Annotated in this window: 16 protein-coding genes; 7 read left to right on the forward strand and 9 right to left on the reverse strand. The window is 61.3% G+C overall.

Annotated features, from left to right (window positions below):
* From GM79_RS26305 to GM79_RS00865, 8 genes are all read right to left on the reverse strand, one after another.
* Positions 1-151, reverse strand: a 151-nt coding sequence (locus GM79_RS26305) for an MbnP family protein (protein ID WP_316930094.1), incomplete at its 3' end; no start/stop codon positions are given.
* Positions 152-204: 53 nt separating this feature from the next.
* On the reverse strand, positions 205-549 hold the full coding sequence (locus tag GM79_RS22565) for a hypothetical protein (protein WP_152559758.1): 345 nt from the start codon (positions 547-549) through the stop codon (positions 205-207).
* 155 nt (positions 550-704) lie between these two features.
* The gene (locus GM79_RS00840) at positions 705-1,691 is read right to left on the reverse strand and encodes a mechanosensitive ion channel family protein (protein ID WP_035557680.1); all 987 of its coding nucleotides are present in this window, start codon (positions 1,689-1,691) and stop codon (positions 705-707) included.
* 155 nt (positions 1,692-1,846) lie between these two features.
* On the reverse strand, positions 1,847-2,128 hold the full coding sequence (locus GM79_RS00845) for a hypothetical protein (protein WP_152559759.1): 282 nt from the start codon (positions 2,126-2,128) through the stop codon (positions 1,847-1,849).
* A 52-nt stretch (positions 2,129-2,180) separates the two neighbouring features.
* On the reverse strand, positions 2,181-3,176 hold the full coding sequence (locus tag GM79_RS00850) for an endonuclease/exonuclease/phosphatase family protein (protein WP_051718330.1): 996 nt from the start codon (positions 3,174-3,176) through the stop codon (positions 2,181-2,183).
* Positions 3,177-3,306: 130 nt separating this feature from the next.
* The gene (locus GM79_RS00855) at positions 3,307-3,597 is read right to left on the reverse strand and encodes a hypothetical protein (protein ID WP_035557686.1); all 291 of its coding nucleotides are present in this window, start codon (positions 3,595-3,597) and stop codon (positions 3,307-3,309) included.
* Positions 3,598-3,715: 118 nt separating this feature from the next.
* On the reverse strand, positions 3,716-5,101 hold the full coding sequence (locus GM79_RS00860; RefSeq protein WP_051718331.1) for a DUF389 domain-containing protein: 1,386 nt from the start codon (positions 5,099-5,101) through the stop codon (positions 3,716-3,718).
* 10 nt (positions 5,102-5,111) lie between these two features.
* Complete coding sequence (locus GM79_RS00865; protein WP_035557689.1) at positions 5,112-5,546, reverse strand: hypothetical protein; 435 nt, start codon at positions 5,544-5,546, stop codon at positions 5,112-5,114.
* Between the two features lie 646 nt (positions 5,547-6,192).
* On the opposite strand from GM79_RS00865, the gene GM79_RS25230 reads away from it, so the two are divergent.
* Complete coding sequence (locus tag GM79_RS25230; RefSeq protein WP_161787086.1) at positions 6,193-6,336, forward strand: hypothetical protein; 144 nt, start codon at positions 6,193-6,195, stop codon at positions 6,334-6,336.
* 71 nt (positions 6,337-6,407) lie between these two features.
* On the opposite strand, the gene GM79_RS00870 is transcribed toward GM79_RS25230, so the two are convergent.
* The gene (locus GM79_RS00870; protein WP_051718332.1) at positions 6,408-8,864 is read right to left on the reverse strand and encodes a TonB-dependent receptor; all 2,457 of its coding nucleotides are present in this window, start codon (positions 8,862-8,864) and stop codon (positions 6,408-6,410) included.
* Positions 8,865-9,271: 407 nt separating this feature from the next.
* Between GM79_RS00870 and GM79_RS00875 the strand changes: the two genes are divergently transcribed.
* From GM79_RS00875 to GM79_RS00900, 6 genes are all read left to right on the forward strand, one after another.
* Positions 9,272-10,138, forward strand: coding sequence for a DNA/RNA non-specific endonuclease (locus tag GM79_RS00875; protein WP_035557692.1), 867 nt, complete (start codon positions 9,272-9,274; stop codon positions 10,136-10,138).
* A gap of 624 nt (positions 10,139-10,762) precedes the next feature.
* Complete coding sequence (locus tag GM79_RS22570) at positions 10,763-11,611, forward strand: dihydroorotate dehydrogenase (protein ID WP_051718333.1); 849 nt, start codon at positions 10,763-10,765, stop codon at positions 11,609-11,611.
* A gap of 85 nt (positions 11,612-11,696) precedes the next feature.
* Positions 11,697-12,464 (forward strand): orotidine-5'-phosphate decarboxylase, encoded by a 768-nt coding sequence (pyrF, locus tag GM79_RS00885; RefSeq protein ID WP_035557694.1) that lies wholly within the window; start codon positions 11,697-11,699, stop codon positions 12,462-12,464.
* A gap of 12 nt (positions 12,465-12,476) precedes the next feature.
* Positions 12,477-12,722, forward strand: a complete 246-nt coding sequence (locus GM79_RS00890) for a hypothetical protein (RefSeq protein ID WP_035557697.1) — start codon at positions 12,477-12,479, stop codon at positions 12,720-12,722.
* A gap of 45 nt (positions 12,723-12,767) precedes the next feature.
* A complete protein-coding gene (gene pyrE, locus GM79_RS00895; RefSeq protein WP_051718334.1) occupies positions 12,768-13,397 on the forward strand; it encodes an orotate phosphoribosyltransferase in 630 nt (209 codons plus the stop codon).
* A 168-nt stretch (positions 13,398-13,565) separates the two neighbouring features.
* Positions 13,566-16,616 carry an AIR synthase-related protein gene (locus tag GM79_RS00900; protein ID WP_051718335.1) on the forward strand — a complete coding sequence of 1,017 codons (3,051 nt, stop codon included), beginning with the start codon at positions 13,566-13,568 and terminating at the stop codon, positions 16,614-16,616.
* The last annotated feature ends 24 nt before the right edge of the window (positions 16,617-16,640 follow it).

The following is a 16,640-nucleotide window of genomic DNA, read 5'->3' on the forward strand; positions in this document are numbered from 1 at the left end:
TCCAGGTCCAGAACATGCCGTTGTTGGGGTCCAGAGCGCCGGTTTGGGCCCCGGCCACGTTGCGGGCGCTGTCCACGCCCACCGTGAAGCTGACGGACTGGTAGTCGCCCACCGGAATGTCCTTTAGCGCGAGCAGCTGCGAGGCGGGCACGGCATAGCCAGCCCATTCTGTTACCGAAAACTCCGGTTGCAGCGGGCCTGCAATCAGGCCAGGGGCGGCCGGAATACGCCCGTTTCCGGAACCGCTGCCGCGCGTGCCAGAACCAGTACCGGGTAGCGCCCAGCCTCCAGCGCCCGGCGCGCTAGCGGGCCAGCTACGAAGCGGAAAGCCGCCTGCGGAAGCACTTCGTATTTTACTTTGGCGGTGGTACCGGCCGGCGCTTTCTTATCGGAGCTATCGGCTTGGCGCAGCTGCTGCATCAGGTAGCATTTGCCGTTGCAGTGCAGCTTTGGGCGGGCCTTGTTCACGCAATACAGCTCCGTGATGCGGACCTTGTTGAGCTGATAATCCAGGACGAGCACCTCTCGCCCCAAAGTCTGGAGTAGCATGAGCGCAACGAGGAAAAAGGCAGAAAGTCGGGTCACGGCGAGCACGGGAAATTAGCCCAGCAGTATAAAGATAACCCGAGGCAGATATTGCCAACGCGCATCCAGGCAAGTAAAACCAACGGCCAGGCCGCCGAGATAGTGCCACTGCCGCCTACTTATTCGGGGGTGTTTTTGGCTTGCTCGCCGGTTTCTGCCGCCTGCTCCAGTTGCGCTTTTTGCCGCACCGCAGCCCGCGACGGGGGCACGTCGCCCTGGCCGGCGGGCCAGCCTTCCCGCTGGCTTTTGCGGTCGCCGTCGGTGGCTTCCGTCTGGTCGTGCCACAGAATTTGCTGGGTGGGGAAGGGCAGGTCGATGCCGTGGGCGGTGAGCGTGTTTTTGATGGCTTCGAGCACCCGGTCCTGCGCATCCATCACGTCGGCGCGGCGCGGCGGGTTTATCCACCAGCGGGCCCGGATATTAACGCTGCTGCCGGCCAGCTCCACCACCAAAGCCTCGGGCGCGGGGTCGGCCATCACGCCGTCCACACCCTTCATGGCTTCGATGATAAGCTGGCGGGCCTGGGCAATGTCGTCGCCGTAGCCGATGCCAATGTCGTATTGCAGGCGGCGCTTGTCATAGGCCGTATTCACGGTCACGGCATTGATAAATAGCTCGGCATTGGGAATCACCACCCGGCGGCCGTCGTAGGTTTTGATGGTGGTGGCACGGGTCTGAATCGTTTCCACGGTGCCCTCAAAGTCCTTGTACTTGATTTGGTCGTTGATTTTGAACGGCTCGGTGATGAGTAGCAGGATGCCGGCCAGGAAATTCTGGAAAATGTCCTTGAAGGCAAAGCCAATGGCCACGCCGCCCACGCCCAGCGCGCTTAGCAAGCTGGCCGGTGTGAAGCTGGGTACCATAATCGTGACCGTGACCAAAATGCCAAAAATCAGCGTCAGCACGTAGGACAACCGGCTCAGCAGCACTTTCAGGCTCTGACTTTCGCCCCGGTTTTGCACCAGCCGCTCTACCAGCGACCGCACGCCCCGCGCCGCGAAAATGAAGCCCACAAACACCACGATGCCGATGAGCAGATTGGGCAGCACGGACATGAAGTCGCGGCCCATCTGAATCATTTTCTGCCAGGCAATTGAAAAATCCATCTGTTCGAAGCGTGAAGGGGGCAAACGAAAAAAAGGCCGCCTGGTTGCCAACCAAACGCCCCAAAAACTACTGCAATTCAGCGGGTCAGTTTACTCAGATAAGTTGTCTGTTTTCAGTGCGCAGAAATGACAACTAAGAGCTGAGAACAAATATCTTACGGCGTGGCCTGAATCTCCTTTTTGATACCGTCCAGGTTTTCCACTGACCCATCCAGCTGCTGCTGCAGCGCGGTGAGCTTGGTTTCTTCGGTTTTGATAACCGCTTTCTGGCGCTCTATCTGAGTCATTAATTCCTGAACTTTACGGGCTTGTTCGGCCACGGCCGGGTTGGCCGAGTTCAGGTCGGTAGCCACCGGGGTTTCGGTTCCCGATTGGCAGCCGGTGAAAGCCAGGGCGCAGCTTAGCAGCAAGGCTGTAGTGGAAGGAAAAGTAGGCATCAGGTGTGGGGGATAAGTAGGTTGGAAAACTGATTTTTGACAGGTGTGCTGGTCAGCGGTTGGGTTGTGCTTCGGGCAGGGCCAGTTCAATAAGAAGTGGAAAATGGTCGGAGCCTACATCGGGCAACCGCACCAGCTCCACTACCTGAAACGGTTCGCTGACGAAAAAGTGGTCAAGTGGCCAGCGCATCAGCAGCGAGCGGGCACTAAAAGTATTGTACAGACCACGCCCACGGCTCACATCGTGCAGTCCCCCATCGCGGGTGAGTTGATGGATGGTGCTCGACCAACTCACGTCATTAAAGTCGCCGGCCACAATAGTGGGCCACTCATTTTGCTGCACCGCTTTGGTTACCTTCCGCAAGGCCACACCCCGTAGTCCCACGCCATCGGGGTAGGTATCGGGAATGGGCGGTGTGGGGTGAATGCCGAAGAACGTTACTTGCCGGCCATCGGGCAGCCGTAAGCCCGTGCGAATGGACGGTACGCCGTCTTGGAGCAGGTTCTCTACCTGCGTATTGTCCAGCGGCAGGCGCGAGTAGAGTATCATACCATAAGCATTGGAGCGGGGCTGCTCGATGCGATAGGGGTACGCTCGCCGCAGGGGGCGTAGGGCTTTCGCCCACCAGGCATCAGGTTCCAGCACCAGCAGCACATCGGGTTTTGCCGCGCTCACCAGTTGGCGGAGGCGGGCATCTTCCCTATTGGTAATCAGCACGTTTATCACCAGTATTCGCAGCCGCCCGGTTGCGTTGGGATGGGCATCGGGCACTGCTTTGGGAGAAAAAGGCAGGTAGGGCCACAGAAAAAAAGCTTGCACCGCCAGGCCCAGTCCACCAGCTACCAACAGCCACCGTCGCGCCGGCCAACTCAGCATCAACAACCCCATCAGCCCCAGGGCCAGTACTATCAGGGTCTGAAGCCGGGGAAAGCCCAGCACCTGCACCCACCAGACGTCGGAAGGCACCAACGAAACCAGTGTCAGCAGCAGAGCCAGCCCAACTACGACAATCAGTAGGTAACGCAGCCCGGTGAGGAGAATTTTCATAGCAAGCTTACGGGCTGGGTAGGTCTGCTACCGTCTAACAGGCGCCAATGAGGCCACCAGTGCTCTCTGCTAACCTGCCGTGAGTAAAAGTCGCTGCCGGACCCCTGGCTACTGGCCGGCTATTGGGTGATTACTGCGCTTTGGCCTGAGTTTTAATGCCCTTCAGGTTCTGTTTGGCACCATCGAGCTGCTGGGTCAGGCCATCAAGTTTCTTCTTTTCGTTGTCGGTCAGGCTCTTTTGGTCTTCCACCACCTTTTTTTGTGCATCAACCTGCTGTTGTAGGTCCACAATTTTTTGGGCTTGTAAGGCCACGGCAGGGTTAGAAGAATTCACGTCGTCGCTGGCCGAACGGACCAGTGAGCAACCGCTGAGCACCAATCCAATGGTAGCAATACGGGCAAGGGAGATAATAGAATTCATGAAAAAGGGATACCAGGGGTGAGGTTTAAGCCAAACTATCCACTCCAAGAATAAACGGCGAGAGCAGATTATGGTTGTTGAGAACCAACAGGGCCGGGCTTATGCCGGTGTCTCGGCCTCACGGCCTGACGAGGCGGGGTAGGGCATCGGGGGTTACGAGTAGCTGCACGAGCTGGCGCCCCCCGGCCCGCACGCGTAGCCAATTGGCCAGGCGCTGCTGCTCGGCGGCGGGCAGGGCCCGCCGCACGCGCAGGGCAACCACCACCGTGGTATCCGCCCGCAGCGAGTCGGCGGCGGGCTGCACGAGGCGGGTAATGCCCAGTTGGCGCACGCCCGGGTGCTCGGCCTGCACCTCGCGCAAAAGCACCGCCACCGGTGGCAGGCGGTGCGCGGCCAGGCTGTCGGCGAGGGCTACCTGCCGTTGGAGCTGCATCAGGCGGCCTTCGTAGCTCACCTGCGTTAGCTCCTGGCGGCTACGCACGTCTTCGAGCAGGCTTACGCGCAAGGCGTTGGCATCGGCCGAATCGACAAGGGACACACCCTGGCGCACGGTGAGTTGCACATCGTTGAGACGGTAGCGGGGCAGCTGGGTGCGGGCAGCCCGCAGCTGCACAGCCGAGAGTCGCTGGCCGGCCAGCAGCACGTTGAGGGTGCGGTCGGTGGGCCCGATGCGCGAGGTGACGACATAGGTGCCGGGCAGGTTCAGCTGCTCTTCGATAAACTTCTGGGCGTTGTGGGTAAAAGTGCCGTCGCGCACGATGCCCACGGCCAGGTACACACTAGGCGCGGCCGTAAGCAGCGTGAGTGCCCAAATGGTGACGCGCACGCGCCGGGCCCCGCTCACCGTGGCAAACTCGTGTTGAGGAATGGGTAGGATGCGGATTACTAAAAACGTAGCTGCGCTGATAAACACGCAGTTAATGGAGAATAAATAGAGCGCACCCGCAAAGTAGGCCCACTGTGCAGTGGCTAGCCCGTAGCCCGCCGTGCACAGCGGCGGCATGAGCGCCGTGGCAATGGCCACGCCGGGAATCACGTTGCCGTGCTCGCGCCGGGTAAGGCCCACCGCCCCGGCCGCTCCGCCAAAGAGAGCAATGAGCACGTCCCAGGAAGTGGGTTGGGTGCGCGAGAGCAGCTCGGAGCCGGCATCGGTGAGGGGGGTAAGCCAGAAGTAGAGCGCCGACACGGCCAGGCTGAGCAGCGTGGCCGTGAGCAGGCTTTTAGCCCCACGCCGCATCAGGGCCAGCTCCATGGTGGCGGCCCCGTAGCCAATGCCCACGATGGGACCCATGAGCGGCGAAATCAGCATTGCCCCAATGATGACGGCCGTAGAATTTACATTCAGGCCCACTGAGGCCACCAGAATGGCGAAAATGAGAATCCACAGGTTGGCTCCCTGGAAGGAAATACCAGCCTCTACATCGGCCTCTATTTCGGCCGGGTCGGCCATATCGTCCGTGAGCAGAAAGCGGATGCGCAAAAAGCGCCAGAGAGTGGCCAACATCAGGCGGCTATTAAATGGGGTCGGGTACTACCAGCGGGTCGGTCCGTAGCCAATCAACGGCAGGCGGAACCTCCTCAAAAAATACCGTTGTCACCACGCGGCGGAGCTGCTCGGCCACGGCCGGCGTGTGCAGGCGATGGGCGGGCTCCAAGGTTGGCACCACGGCGTAGCGCTCAAAATGCGTGTCCTCAATCACGCCCGGCAGCCAGGTGTTTAGCAGCCACTCGCGGTCGGCATCGTCGGGCGCGACTGGCATGGAGCGGTGGTCGGCCAGAATGCCGCGTAGCGGATAACGCCGCAGCAGATTGTGGGCATGTACGTAAAGGGCCCGAAACTCCGGCCCGGTCATGGGTGCGCCCGACCAAGACAGGTGCAGGTAACCGTCTTCGGGCACGTAGTCGACGGAACCGACGGCGTTGGCAAAATAGTGTTGGGAAACAATCATTAAAAGATGTGCGAAAATCAATGTAGGGGCAAACTCCGGCTTTCGACGTGCTACCGATGAGCCTGCCCGCGAAGCCTTAAACGTAGGCCCGCGCCCCTCGGCCGAAAACCGCACCAAAGCAACCGTTATTCAGCCGTGGTTTTAAACGGGAGCGGTGGGTTTTATTCTCAGCTGGTCATGGTGTTGCGCTGGCGAATGGGGCTTGATTAATATATAGCCAATGTGTTTCGAAGCCGCGCCCTCATCGAGACGAGTAATTTGGCGGTTGGTCGGTTTCAATGGTTCTGGCCTAGCCGGATATTCTAAGGACGTCCGCTGGTGAATACCAGAAATCCGACGCTCTGCTTCACGTTTGTACTTGGAAAACTTGCAGCAGAGCGCGCAAGATAAGCTCAACCAATTGTTTAAAATAAATAAGGCAATCAGTTGCTTACTATCTGTTGGTAACTATAATCTTATCATAGGACCCACCCAATTGCTGCCAGTTGAATACAAAAAGACCCGGCAGCACAAGTGCCGCCGGGTCTTTTCGCAAGGTGGAGCGTAGCGCACAATATTAAAAGCCGCTGTCTGTCACACGCGCCTAAACAAGTTCTATCAGGCAGTCCATTTTCTTGATTTTCGGGCTTTTGAAGTCTTGCCGGAAATGCTTACTGTCCGGCCCGCCGACCTTGTCGGCGTTGGTAATGCACAGGCACTACAGGGCGTCGAAGCAGGTGCTCAGGTCGTGGCGGTGCGGGTGCCCGGCCATTTCATCACCTTAGCCGCCCGCTGGATAACGGTCAAATAAAAGGATAGGAAACCGCTCTTAAACGCGCCGTGAAGCGCTTTTTGCGCTGCATTCGGTGCCTGGCACCAAGCCTAAAATGGCACTACCACTTTGGCGCTCAGGTTGCGGCCGGGACTGAAGATGCCCAGGCGGCCAGTCGGGGAAGCGGTGTAGTATTCGAAGTATTTCAGGCGGTTGAGGTGGGCCTGGTAGGCCACGTCGAACAGGTTGTCGGCCTGCAGCACCAGCTGCACGGCTTCGCGGCCGGCTTTGGTGCGGAGCGTGGTGCCCACGCCGGCCCCGCACAGCACGTAGCCGGGCGTGCGGGTTTCGGCTCCATCCACGGCGTAAAAGCGGTTTTGGGCAGCCGTAGCATCCGCCGTGAAGCGGAAGTAGCTGCCGGTGAGGCGGCCACCAGCCCGCTCGGGCACTGTGAGGCGCAGCTCGGAGCGCGAGTTGGCGGCCGGAATCAGGGGCAGGTAGCGGCCGGCGTCGCCCACCTGCTCGCGCAGTTCAGCGTTTTCGTTCAGGCCGATGACCAGGGCTGCGCCAGTGCGCAGGCTCACCCAGGGCAGGGCCGTGGGGTGGAGGTTGAACGCGACTTCGCCGCCGTAGAGGTTGGCCGCCGACTGCTGGAATTTATAGGTCGAGTTGCCCACCGCATCGCGCAGGGGCTGGCCGCTGGCATCGTACTGCCGGGCCTGGTAAATAAAGTTGTCGACGCGGTTGTAAAACACTTCCACGCTGGCCTCAACATCCGGCGCTTTATAAAGCAGGCCCAGGTCTTGCTGCACGTTGAATTCGGGCGTGAAGTCACGGTTGCCGAGGTAGATGATGTGCGCACCAGGGTCGAGGCCATTGGAGCCGATTTCGGGCACGTTGGGCGCCCGGTAGCCCCGCGCGATGTTGGCGCGCAGCACCAGTCGCTCGCCCAGCGCGTAGCTGCCGCCCAGGCTGGCCGAGAGCCCCGTGTAGCTGCGCCGGAAGCTGGGGTACTGCAAATTGGCGCCGGGCGTGGCCGGCCCAGCCGCCGCGTCGAAGCCCGTGGCGGGGTTTGGGGCCACGTAAAAGTCGTCCCAGCGCACCTGGCGCACGTCGTAGCGCAGGCCGCTGGTAAGTTCCAGCGCCCCAAAGGTCTTTTTCAAAACCCCAAAGCCACCCAGGTCGAACAGCCGGTAGGGTGGGATGGCGAAGTCGGTAGCGTTCAGGTGCTGGTTGTTCTGGCTCATGCCGTTGGCGCCCAGCGTTAGCTCGTAGCCGTTGGTGGGGGCCAGCAGGTAGCTGGCCTGGTAATTCACGGTGGTGAGCTGGAGGTCCAGGCCCGGCTGATTGGTGGCGGTGGGGTGGTTGAACTCCTGGCGGTGGTTTTGCTGCATGCCCAGCAGCAGGCGCAGCTCCCCGGTGCCCAGGCGCACCTCGCTGGTGGCAAAGGCCCGGTAGTGCTGGATGCGCTGGCGTAGGTCGGCAATGCGGTAGCTCCGCAGCTCCTCGTCGCTCACCGGCGGGCGGTTCTTGATGTCGTCGGCATTGGCCTCGAACACCTGCCGGGTGAAGCGGCGGCTGAGCGAGTCGCGGCTGCCGTCCGGGATTTCCTGGCGGTTGTCGTAGCTCGTGAGCCAGAGATGCACGCCGCCCCAGTCCTTTTTCAGGCCCACCATGCCGGTAAGCTGGGTTTCGGCAAAGCCGGTATTGTACACGCGGCCGTCCACGGCGTTGCTATAGTCGCGGGCCAGGCGGTGGCTGCCGCGCGCGCTGGCCTGGAAACCATTTTTCTGGTAATTGAAAGCCAGCGAGTTGCCAATCATGCCGTTCACGCCCTGGTACTCGGTCAGGGCCTCGCCGTGCAGCTCGCCGTTGGGGCCTTTGGGCAGGGCCGGAATCAGGTTCACTACGCCGGCCACGGCATCGGAGCCATACAGCAGGCTGGCCGGGCCTTTCACCACTTCCACGCGGTCCACGCCGTAGCCGTCCACCTCCAGGCCGTGCTCGTCGCCCCACTGCTGGCCTTCCTGGCGCAGCCCGTTAAACATGGTCAGCACCCGATTATAGCCCAGGCCCCGAATAAAGGGCTTGCTGATATTCGGGCCCGTGGTCACGGCGTTCAGGCCGGGAATGCCGCGCACGGCGGCATCAATGGCGTTGGCGTTGGCATTGAGGCGGATTTCCTTACCCGACAAGGCCGCGATGGGCACCGGCGAGCGGCGGATTTCGGTGGCCCGGCCCACGCCTGTTACCACCACCTCGCCCAGGGTTCTGCCCTCGGCCGTGAGGCGAATGGTGAACACCTTATCGGTGGGCAGCGTGATGCCGGGCGTGGCCGAAGCGTAGCCCACGGCACTCACCTGTAGCTTTTGCGCGCCAGCGGGCAGGCCGGAGAGCGCGAAGCGGCCGCTTTCGTCGGCCGTGGTGCCCTGGTTGAGCGCCGGCACCGCCACGCTGGCGAAGGGCACCGGCCGGCCGGCCGCGTCCAGCACCTGCCCAGTCAGGGTTTGGGCCTGCAGCGCCAGCGGCAAGAGTAACAATAGAATCAGCAGGTACTTACTAAACATAGAAGTCAAAAGCGGCTGCACAATCCCGAGAACTTTTCTCGCGTCAGCAGCTCGCCCAGACAAAAGTACGAGTGATTTTTAGGTTAGTCTAAAAATATTTTTAGCGTAAGCTAAAAATTGGCTCAAGCAGCTGATTAATAGGCTGTATATGTTTTTGGCAATGCGATTCATAATTGTGCGGCCACCCATGCCACCCACCGGCCAAGCCAAAAATCCGTTCTGCATGTGACCTTTGTCGCTGCAATTCCCAATCTATGGCGGGGACGCCCCGTCAGGAACCGAATTGTTGTAGGAACGCGCCTTGGCGCGTTCGGCGTCTGAGAGCGGCCGGAGAGTGATGGCATCCCGTCAGGCGCCGAATGCGCCAAGGTGCTCGTTTTCTCTGCCCTGACTTTGAAATTACTTAAATGAAGCCTTCTGTTTTTCGAATAACCAGCCTCGTGCTGCTGCTGGCCCTGGCGGGCGGCTGCGCAAAAGACGCCCCCGCCCCGGTTCCCGGCCTGGCCCCGGACGCTACCCGCGACGGCCACCTGGCCTTGGGCAACCCCAGTGGCGCCACCACCAACCCCACCAACTACACCAACTACCTGCTCAGCAAGTCGCAGTTTGCCCTGTCGTATCACCGCGACAAGGGCAAACCCAATTGGGTGAGCTGGCACCTGAGCCGCGCCTGGTTGGGCAGCGCACCCCGCCAGGACAATTTTGCCGCAGACGCCGAGCTGCCCGCCGGCTGGTTTCGGGCCACGAGCAGCAGCTACACCGGCTCGGGCTTCGACCGCGGCCACAATTGCCCCAGCGCCGACCGCACCGGCTCGGTGGCCGACAACTCGGCCACGTTTCTGATGACCAACATGATGCCGCAGGCGGCCAATAACAACCAGCGCACCTGGGTGGGCCTCGAAAACTACTGCCGCACCCTCGTGAGCCAGGGCAACGAGCTTTACATCATCTGCGGGAGCTATGGCAGCGGCGGCACCGGCACCAACGGCTACGCCACCACCATTGCCGGCGGCAACATCGCGGTGCCCAGCAACTGCTGGAAAGTGGTAGTGGTGCTGCCCGAAGGCAGTGCCGACGCCAGCCGCGTGACCAGCAGCATCCGGGTTATCGCCATCAACACGCCCAACAACCAAACCCTGGCCGCCGCCTGGGGCAGCTACCGCACCTCCATCGACGCCATTGAGGCGGCCACGGGCTACGACCTGCTTTCGGCCGTGAGCAGCGCGGTGCAAGCCACCATCGAGGCCCGCGTGGACGACGGCCCGACCAGCTAAACGCGGCTGGCACGAAAAAAGCCCGTGGTACTCAGGCGAGTACCACGGGCTTTTTTCGTGCCGCCCAAGCCACAAAGGCTTTCGGCGCGGAGCCAACAGTCAAAGTTACGGCGCTGTGCGAGTGCAGCGCAAGCGCGAAATTTTGTTGGAAAAATATTTGCCCGCACCGGCCCTTAAAAATCCCGGCTATCTCCTTCGAATCGCAGAAAGCAGGGGGTGAAAAATTCTCAAAACTTCCGCGCGATGAAAACTTATTATTACCGGGAATTTGCCTGGCGAAATGATTCCGTAATTTTGCATCGTGCTTCAACCCAGTCACCAGTTGATGAAGTGCGGAACGCTGCCTGCAGCCCCGCAACGAGACCGCAAGGTCTTGGCCTTCATTGGTTTTGCTGGTTTGCAGCTCATTCTTTCTGGTTGTTGCCCCGCCGCCGTTTCGTGATTCGAAACGGTTTTTTTATGCGCGGCTGATTCGGATAAATATGGTAGTTACGCCGGTGCTGCAGCGCTGTTTGAATCAATCGTTCGCTCACCAACGGCTTATTATATTCGTTGGCTGCTGGCTTGAAAAAGAGCTGGTTGCCAACCGCAAATAGCTAATAGTTTACATAAAAAGCATTTGATATGAAGCTCGGAGCCATAACGTTACAGAATGCGGTGTGCCTGGCGGCGGCCCCGTGGCAACTCAACGGCGAGGGCTACGAGCAGCTGGGCGCAATTTTTACGAAAACCGTGACCATGGAGCCCCGTCCCGGCCTGCCCGGCGACGATGGTATTCTGCAAGTGGCCGACCAAACCCTGCTCAACCGTACCGACCTGCACATCGAAGGGGCCGAGCTGCTGGTGCACGAGCACCTGCCGCGCCTGCGCCGCTTCGGCGTCCCGGTATTTGTGAGCATCACCGCGCCGGGCGTGCCGGGCTTTCGCAAAATTGCGCGCTACCTGCAGCGCGAGGCCGGCGAGCAGCTGGCCGGGCTGGAAGTGTACATTACGGTGCCGCCCGGCGGGGCGGGAGCCGACGTGACGGCCCGCTTCGTGCGCGAAGCCACCGAGGCCGTGCGCAACGAGCTGCGCGACGACGCGGCCGTGATTGTGAAGCTGCCGCCGTGGCCCGACCATATCCGGGGTCTGGCTCTGGGCGCGCAGGAAGGCGGGGCCACCGCCCTGGCCGCGACCAATACCCTAAAAGTGCTGCACCTACCCACCGACCGCGCCGCCGCGCCACTGGTGGGCGGCCTCTCGGGCGAGGCGTTGCGCCCACTGGCCCAGCGTTGCGTGTGGGAGCTGGCCAATGACGCCAACCTGACGCTGCCCATTTTCGGAACGGGTGGCATATTTACGCTGCGCGACGTGCAGGACTACCTGCGCGTGGGAGCACAGGCGGTGCAGGTGGCCAGCGGCGAATGGCTGTCGCCGGGCCTAGCGGCGCGCCTGGCGGCCGAGGTAACGCACAATGATTCTGTTGCGCGCTGAATACAGACCGTGACGCCGAGCGCAGCCGAGGCATGACGGTCTGTAAGTATTCTGCCTTTTACCTTCTTCCTCAACTTTCCACTCCATGCAAAAGCTCATTGCCCGCGTTCAAACTGCTAATTCCCTGCTCTGCGTCGGCCTCGACCCGACCGGGGACGATGCCACCGTGGCCCGTCGCCTGCGCGAAGTCATTGCCGAAGCTGCGCCCCACGCGGCGGCTTTCAAACCCAATCTTGCGTTCTTTCTGAGCCGTGAAAACGGAGTGGCCCTGCTCCAACAAACAGTGCGCGATATCCCCACGGACATTCCCGTAATTCTGGACGGCAAGTTTGGCGACATCGCCAACACCGCCGAGCAGTACGCCCGCTTCGCCTACGACGTGGTGGGCGCCGATGGCGTGACCGTGAACCCCTACATGGGCGACGATACCATCCGGCCCTTTGCCCGGCCCGGCAAAGTGGTTTTCTCGCTCGCCAAAACCTCCAACAAGCCCCAGCACGGCCTTCAGGATGCGGCCATGACGCGCGGCGGCTCCATCAGCGACTGGGCGGCCCGCCTGGCCAAGCTCATGGATGAGGAAATGACTGAATCGACCGTCGGCCTCGTGGTGGGCGCTACCGAGCCGGCTACCGTGGCCAAGCTGCGGGCCGCCTGCCCGGACCAGTGGTTCCTAGTGCCAGGCATCGGCGTGCAGGGCGGCGACCTCTCGGCCACGCTCCGCGCCGGCCTGCGCACCGATGGCAGCGGCTTGTTAATCAACTCCTCGCGGGGAATCTGGCAGGCAACCGATGCCGGAGCCGCCGCCCGCGAGCTGAAGGACCAAATCAACGAATTCCGTGTAGTTAAAACTTAAACTAGCACTGATATGGAAGGCGCATTTAAGCTGGGTGATATTTTAAATTTTTATGATGACACTCCGTGCGTGGTTGTTGGACTAAGTGGTCAAGTCTTAGCTGATGAAGAAGTTCCAGAGGAACATATTGCTGTTTGGTTTGGCTATATGAGCACAGCGCAGAAATTGGAAGGTGCGGAAAATGGAATTCGAATGGAGGTGCGAACCATACCAGAGGAGTATTTCAAAAAAGGTTTAGACCCGGAAATAGTGCATTAGAAATCCTGGACGTAGCAAGCTTGCATCTAGGCATATTTTTTTAAAATGACTGAAACCACCGAACCCTTCGCCCCGCCCATCGCCCTCGATGCCGAGCTGCTGGAGCAACAGCTGCGGCAGGAAGATGCCCTGTTGCGGGGGCATTTCCGGCTCTCGTCGGGCCTGCACTCCGATACTTATGTGCAGTGCGCCCGTTTCCTGCGCCGCCCGGAGCTGGCCGCGCCGGCCGCCGCCGCGCTGGCCGGCCAGCTGCAAGCGGCCGGTTTGCAGCCCGATGTGGTAGTGGGGCCGGCCATGGGCGGCGTGGTGATTGGCTACGAGCTGGCCCGGCAGCTGGGCGTGCCCGGCATCTTCACCGAGCGCGACGCGGATGGGCTGATGGTTCTGCGGCGCGGTTTTACGATTGAGCCCGGCGAAAAAGTTGTTATCGCCGAAGACGTGGTGACTACTGGTAAAAGCACGCTGGAAGTGGCTAAGGTGCTGCGCGCAATGGGCGCGGAAGTGCTGGCCGTGGCTTCGCTGATTGACCGCACCGGCGGCACCGGCGGGTTGGATTTTCCGCATTTTGCGCTTTTGCAGGTGCAGGCCGCGACCTTTGCCCCCGAGAGCTGCCCCTTGTGCGCCGCCGGCGTGCCAGTGGTGAAGCCCGGCAGCCGGCCTGAAAAAGCGTTTTAGGCGTTGTGTGTTTGAGTCTTCAGAAAAGGAAAAAGAAGGTCGTCATGCTAAGCTTGTCGAAGCATCGATACCACGAGTGTAATCCAATCGACTGAGTTAGTTGCGCGGTAGAGATGCTTCGGCTTCGCTCAGCATGACAGACGAGTTATTTTAGTTGCCATTCACTAAATGACCGATACCCACACCATCCAGCTCACGCTGAAACCCGGCCAGCACGACGGCGACGGCCAGCGCGTGACCGAAGCCGCCGCCCGCCACCTCGGCCTGGCCACCGGCCGCGTGCGCAGCGCTGCCCTCTACACGGTGCGCTACCCGCTGAGCGAACCCCAGCTGCATGATTTCGCCACCCGCTGCCTCGCCGACCCGGTGCTGCACGACGTGCGCCTGAACGAGCTGACCGGCGCGGAAGGCTACGCTACTTACATCCTCGTGGCCCGCCGCCCCGGCGTGACCGACGACGAAGGCACTTCCGCCCAAAATGCCCTCGCCGACATCCTGAACGAGCCGCTGGATGTGCACACGCAGCACATTTTCAGCAAGAAGCTCTACCTGCTCGAACACGACCTGCCGGAAACCGACCTGCGCCGCATCGCGGAGGAGCTGCTCGGCAACAAGCTCATCAACTGGCTGGAAGTAGGCCGCGTGGCCGATGGCATCCGCGACTACACGCCCCGCCCCGGCGGCGGCGCGGAGGCCATTACCGAAGTTGTTTCGCTCACCGGCCTGAGTGACGCGGAGCTGGTGCAGCTCTCTAAGGCGAACATTTACGCGCTGAACCTGGAAGAAATGCGCGCCGTGCGCGACTACTTCGCCGCCCCTGAAACGCAGGCCGAGCGCCAGGCAGCGAACTTGCCGGCCGACCCCACGGATTGCGAGCTGGAAATCATCGCCCAAACGTGGTCGGAGCACTGCAAGCACAAGGAATTTTCGGCCCTCATCAACTACAAAGACCTCGAAACGGGCGAGGAAAAACAGGTTGATTCGCTCTTCAAAACCTACATCAAAGACGCCACCGCGGAAGTGGACCGGCAGCTTCGCGCCAACGGCAACGACTGGCTGGTGAAGGTGTTTTCGGATAACGCCGGCGCGGTGCGCATCAACGCCGATTCGCTGTTTGTGTGGAAAGTGGAAACGCACAACTCGCCGAGCGCCATCGACCCCTACGGCGGGGCTATTACGGGCATTCTGGGCAACAACCGCGACCCGCTGGCCACTGGCATCGGTGGCGCGCGGCTGCTGTTCAATACCAACGTGCTCTGCTTCGGCAACCCGGAGTTTGACGGGCAGCTGCTGACCGGGCAGCTGCACCCGCGCCGCATTCTGGAAGGCGTGCGCAAGGGTATTGAGGACGGCGGTAATAAGTCGGGCGTGCCCACCGTGAACGGCGCAATCGTGTTTGATGACCGGTACGCCGGCAAGCCGCTGGTGTACTGCGGCACCGGCGCGGTGATGCCCATGCAATTCGCGGGCAAAGACTCGTGGGAGAAAAACATTGATGCCGGCGACCGCATCATCATGGCCGGGGGCCGGGTGGGCAAGGACGGCATTCACGGCGCAACGTTTTCGAGCATCGAGCTCGATGAAACCGCGCCCGCCACGGCCGTGCAAATCGGCTCGCCCATCACCCAAAAGCTGGCGATGGATTTCCTGCTGCTGGCCGCCCGCCGCGGCCTCCTGAAGTGCAGCACCGACAACGGCGCGGGCGGCCTCTCGTCCTCCGTGGGCGAGCTGGCTGGCATTTCGGGCGGCGCGGTGGTGGAGCTGGAAAAAGTGCCGCTGAAATACCCCGGCCTGCGGCCGTGGGAGATTTTTGTGAGCGAGTCGCAGGAGCGGTTTACGCTGGTGGTGGAGCCCGGCAAGATGGCCGAAATCACGGCGCTGGGCCAGGAAATGGAAGTGGAGCTGACCGATATCGGCCATTTTACTTCGGATGGTTTCCTGGATGTGCGCTTCGATGGCGCGCCGGTGGCCCGCCTTAACATGCACTTCCTGCACGAGGGCGTGCCGCGCAAAATTTTGGCAGCGGAGTGGGCCAAACCCGCCGCCGCCGAGCCGGAAATTCCGGCCGCCACTGATTACACCGAGACGCTGATGCAGCTGCTGGGCTCGCTCAATATCTGCTCGCGCGAGTCGGTTATTCGGCAGTACGACCACGAGGTGAAGGGCCGCACGATTGTGAAGCCTTTGATGGGTGCGACCGGTCAGGCCCCGCAGGACGCGGCCGTGGTACGCTTCAATTTTGAGAGCTGGGAAGGCGTGGCCGTGAGCAACGGCATCATCCCGCGCTACGGCGACTTGGATGCGTATGATATGTCGGCCGGCTCGTTTGACGAGGCCGTGCGGCAGATTATTGCGGTGGGCGGGAAGCTCCCGAACCTGACACCGGGCGACGGGATTTTCTGGTCGGTGAACGACAATTTCTGCGTGCCCGATTCGGTGTACGACGCCACCAGCAACCCCGATGGCAAGCAGAAGCTGGCCAAGCTGGTGCGCATGTGCGAAGCCCTGCGCGACGCCACGGCCGCCTACTGCATCCCGCTCACCAGCGGTAAGGACTCGATGAAAAACGACTTCAAGGCCGGCGGTGTGAAAATTTCGGTGCCGCCCACGGTGCTCTATTCGATGACGGCCAAAATGGAAGATGTGCGCCGTGCCATCACCTCCGATTTCAAGCAGGCCGATGACGTGGTGTACCTGCTCGGCGAAACCCACGACGAGCTGGGCGGCTCCGAATTCTATGCGCTGCACGGCCAGCTGGGGGCCAACGTCCCGAAGGTGGATTTCGCCAGAGCCAAGGAGCTGTACATCCTCATCGGCGAAGCTAACGACCAGCAAATCATCCAGTCCTGCCACGACCTGAGCGACGGCGGCCTGGCCGTGGCGCTGGCTGAAACCACCTTCGGCTACGGCTACGGGGCCGAAATTGACTTGCCCGCCGCCGGCCTGCCGTTGATGCAGCAGCTGTTCTCGGAGTCGCATTCCCGCTTTGTGGCCACCGTGGCTCCGGAAGATGTGGTGGCTTTCGAGAGCATTCTGGAAGGCCGCGCCACCCGCCTGGGCCGCGTGACGGCGAACGGGGAGCTGACCGTGCGGTACGCCGGCCAAACCGTGTTGGCAGCCCATACCGCCGCTCTGCGCGCTGCCTGGACTAACGGGCCGGTCAACAAGCTGCTGGGAGTGGCATCGCAGGAAAGCCTTAATCACTCAAATTCGCTCTAAAAGCACAAGACTCTTTTCCATTGG

Origin of the sequence: Hymenobacter sp. IS2118, assembly GCF_000715495.1 — a bacterium.
Lineage (GTDB): Bacteria > Bacteroidota > Bacteroidia > Cytophagales > Hymenobacteraceae > Hymenobacter.

Bases quoted from the DNA above. Each gene is read 5' to 3' on its own strand.
- GM79_RS00855 (WP_035557686.1), bottom strand. From the start codon at position 3,597: ATGAATTCTATTATCTCCCTTGCCCGTATTGCTACCATTGGATTGGTG.
- GM79_RS22565 (WP_152559758.1), bottom strand. From the start codon at position 549: ATGCTACTCCAGACTTTGGGGCGAGAGGTGCTCGTCCTGGATTATCAG.
- GM79_RS00875 (WP_035557692.1), top strand. From the start codon at position 9,272: ATGAAGCCTTCTGTTTTTCGAATAACCAGCCTCGTGCTGCTGCTGGCC.
- pyrE (WP_051718334.1), top strand. From the start codon at position 12,768: ATGACTGAAACCACCGAACCCTTCGCCCCGCCCATCGCCCTCGATGCC.
- pyrF (WP_035557694.1), top strand. From the start codon at position 11,697: ATGCAAAAGCTCATTGCCCGCGTTCAAACTGCTAATTCCCTGCTCTGC.
- GM79_RS00840 (WP_035557680.1), bottom strand. From the start codon at position 1,691: ATGGATTTTTCAATTGCCTGGCAGAAAATGATTCAGATGGGCCGCGAC.
- GM79_RS00865 (WP_035557689.1), bottom strand. From the start codon at position 5,546: ATGATTGTTTCCCAACACTATTTTGCCAACGCCGTCGGTTCCGTCGAC.
- GM79_RS00860 (WP_051718331.1), bottom strand. From the start codon at position 5,101: ATGTTGGCCACTCTCTGGCGCTTTTTGCGCATCCGCTTTCTGCTCACG.
- GM79_RS00845 (WP_152559759.1), bottom strand. From the start codon at position 2,128: ATGCCTACTTTTCCTTCCACTACAGCCTTGCTGCTAAGCTGCGCCCTG.
- GM79_RS00900 (WP_051718335.1), top strand. From the start codon at position 13,566: ATGACCGATACCCACACCATCCAGCTCACGCTGAAACCCGGCCAGCAC.
- GM79_RS25230 (WP_161787086.1), top strand. From the start codon at position 6,193: ATGCTTACTGTCCGGCCCGCCGACCTTGTCGGCGTTGGTAATGCACAG.
- GM79_RS00890 (WP_035557697.1), top strand. From the start codon at position 12,477: ATGGAAGGCGCATTTAAGCTGGGTGATATTTTAAATTTTTATGATGAC.
- GM79_RS00850 (WP_051718330.1), bottom strand. From the start codon at position 3,176: ATGAAAATTCTCCTCACCGGGCTGCGTTACCTACTGATTGTCGTAGTT.
- GM79_RS00870 (WP_051718332.1), bottom strand. From the start codon at position 8,864: ATGTTTAGTAAGTACCTGCTGATTCTATTGTTACTCTTGCCGCTGGCG.
- GM79_RS22570 (WP_051718333.1), top strand. From the start codon at position 10,763: ATGAAGCTCGGAGCCATAACGTTACAGAATGCGGTGTGCCTGGCGGCG.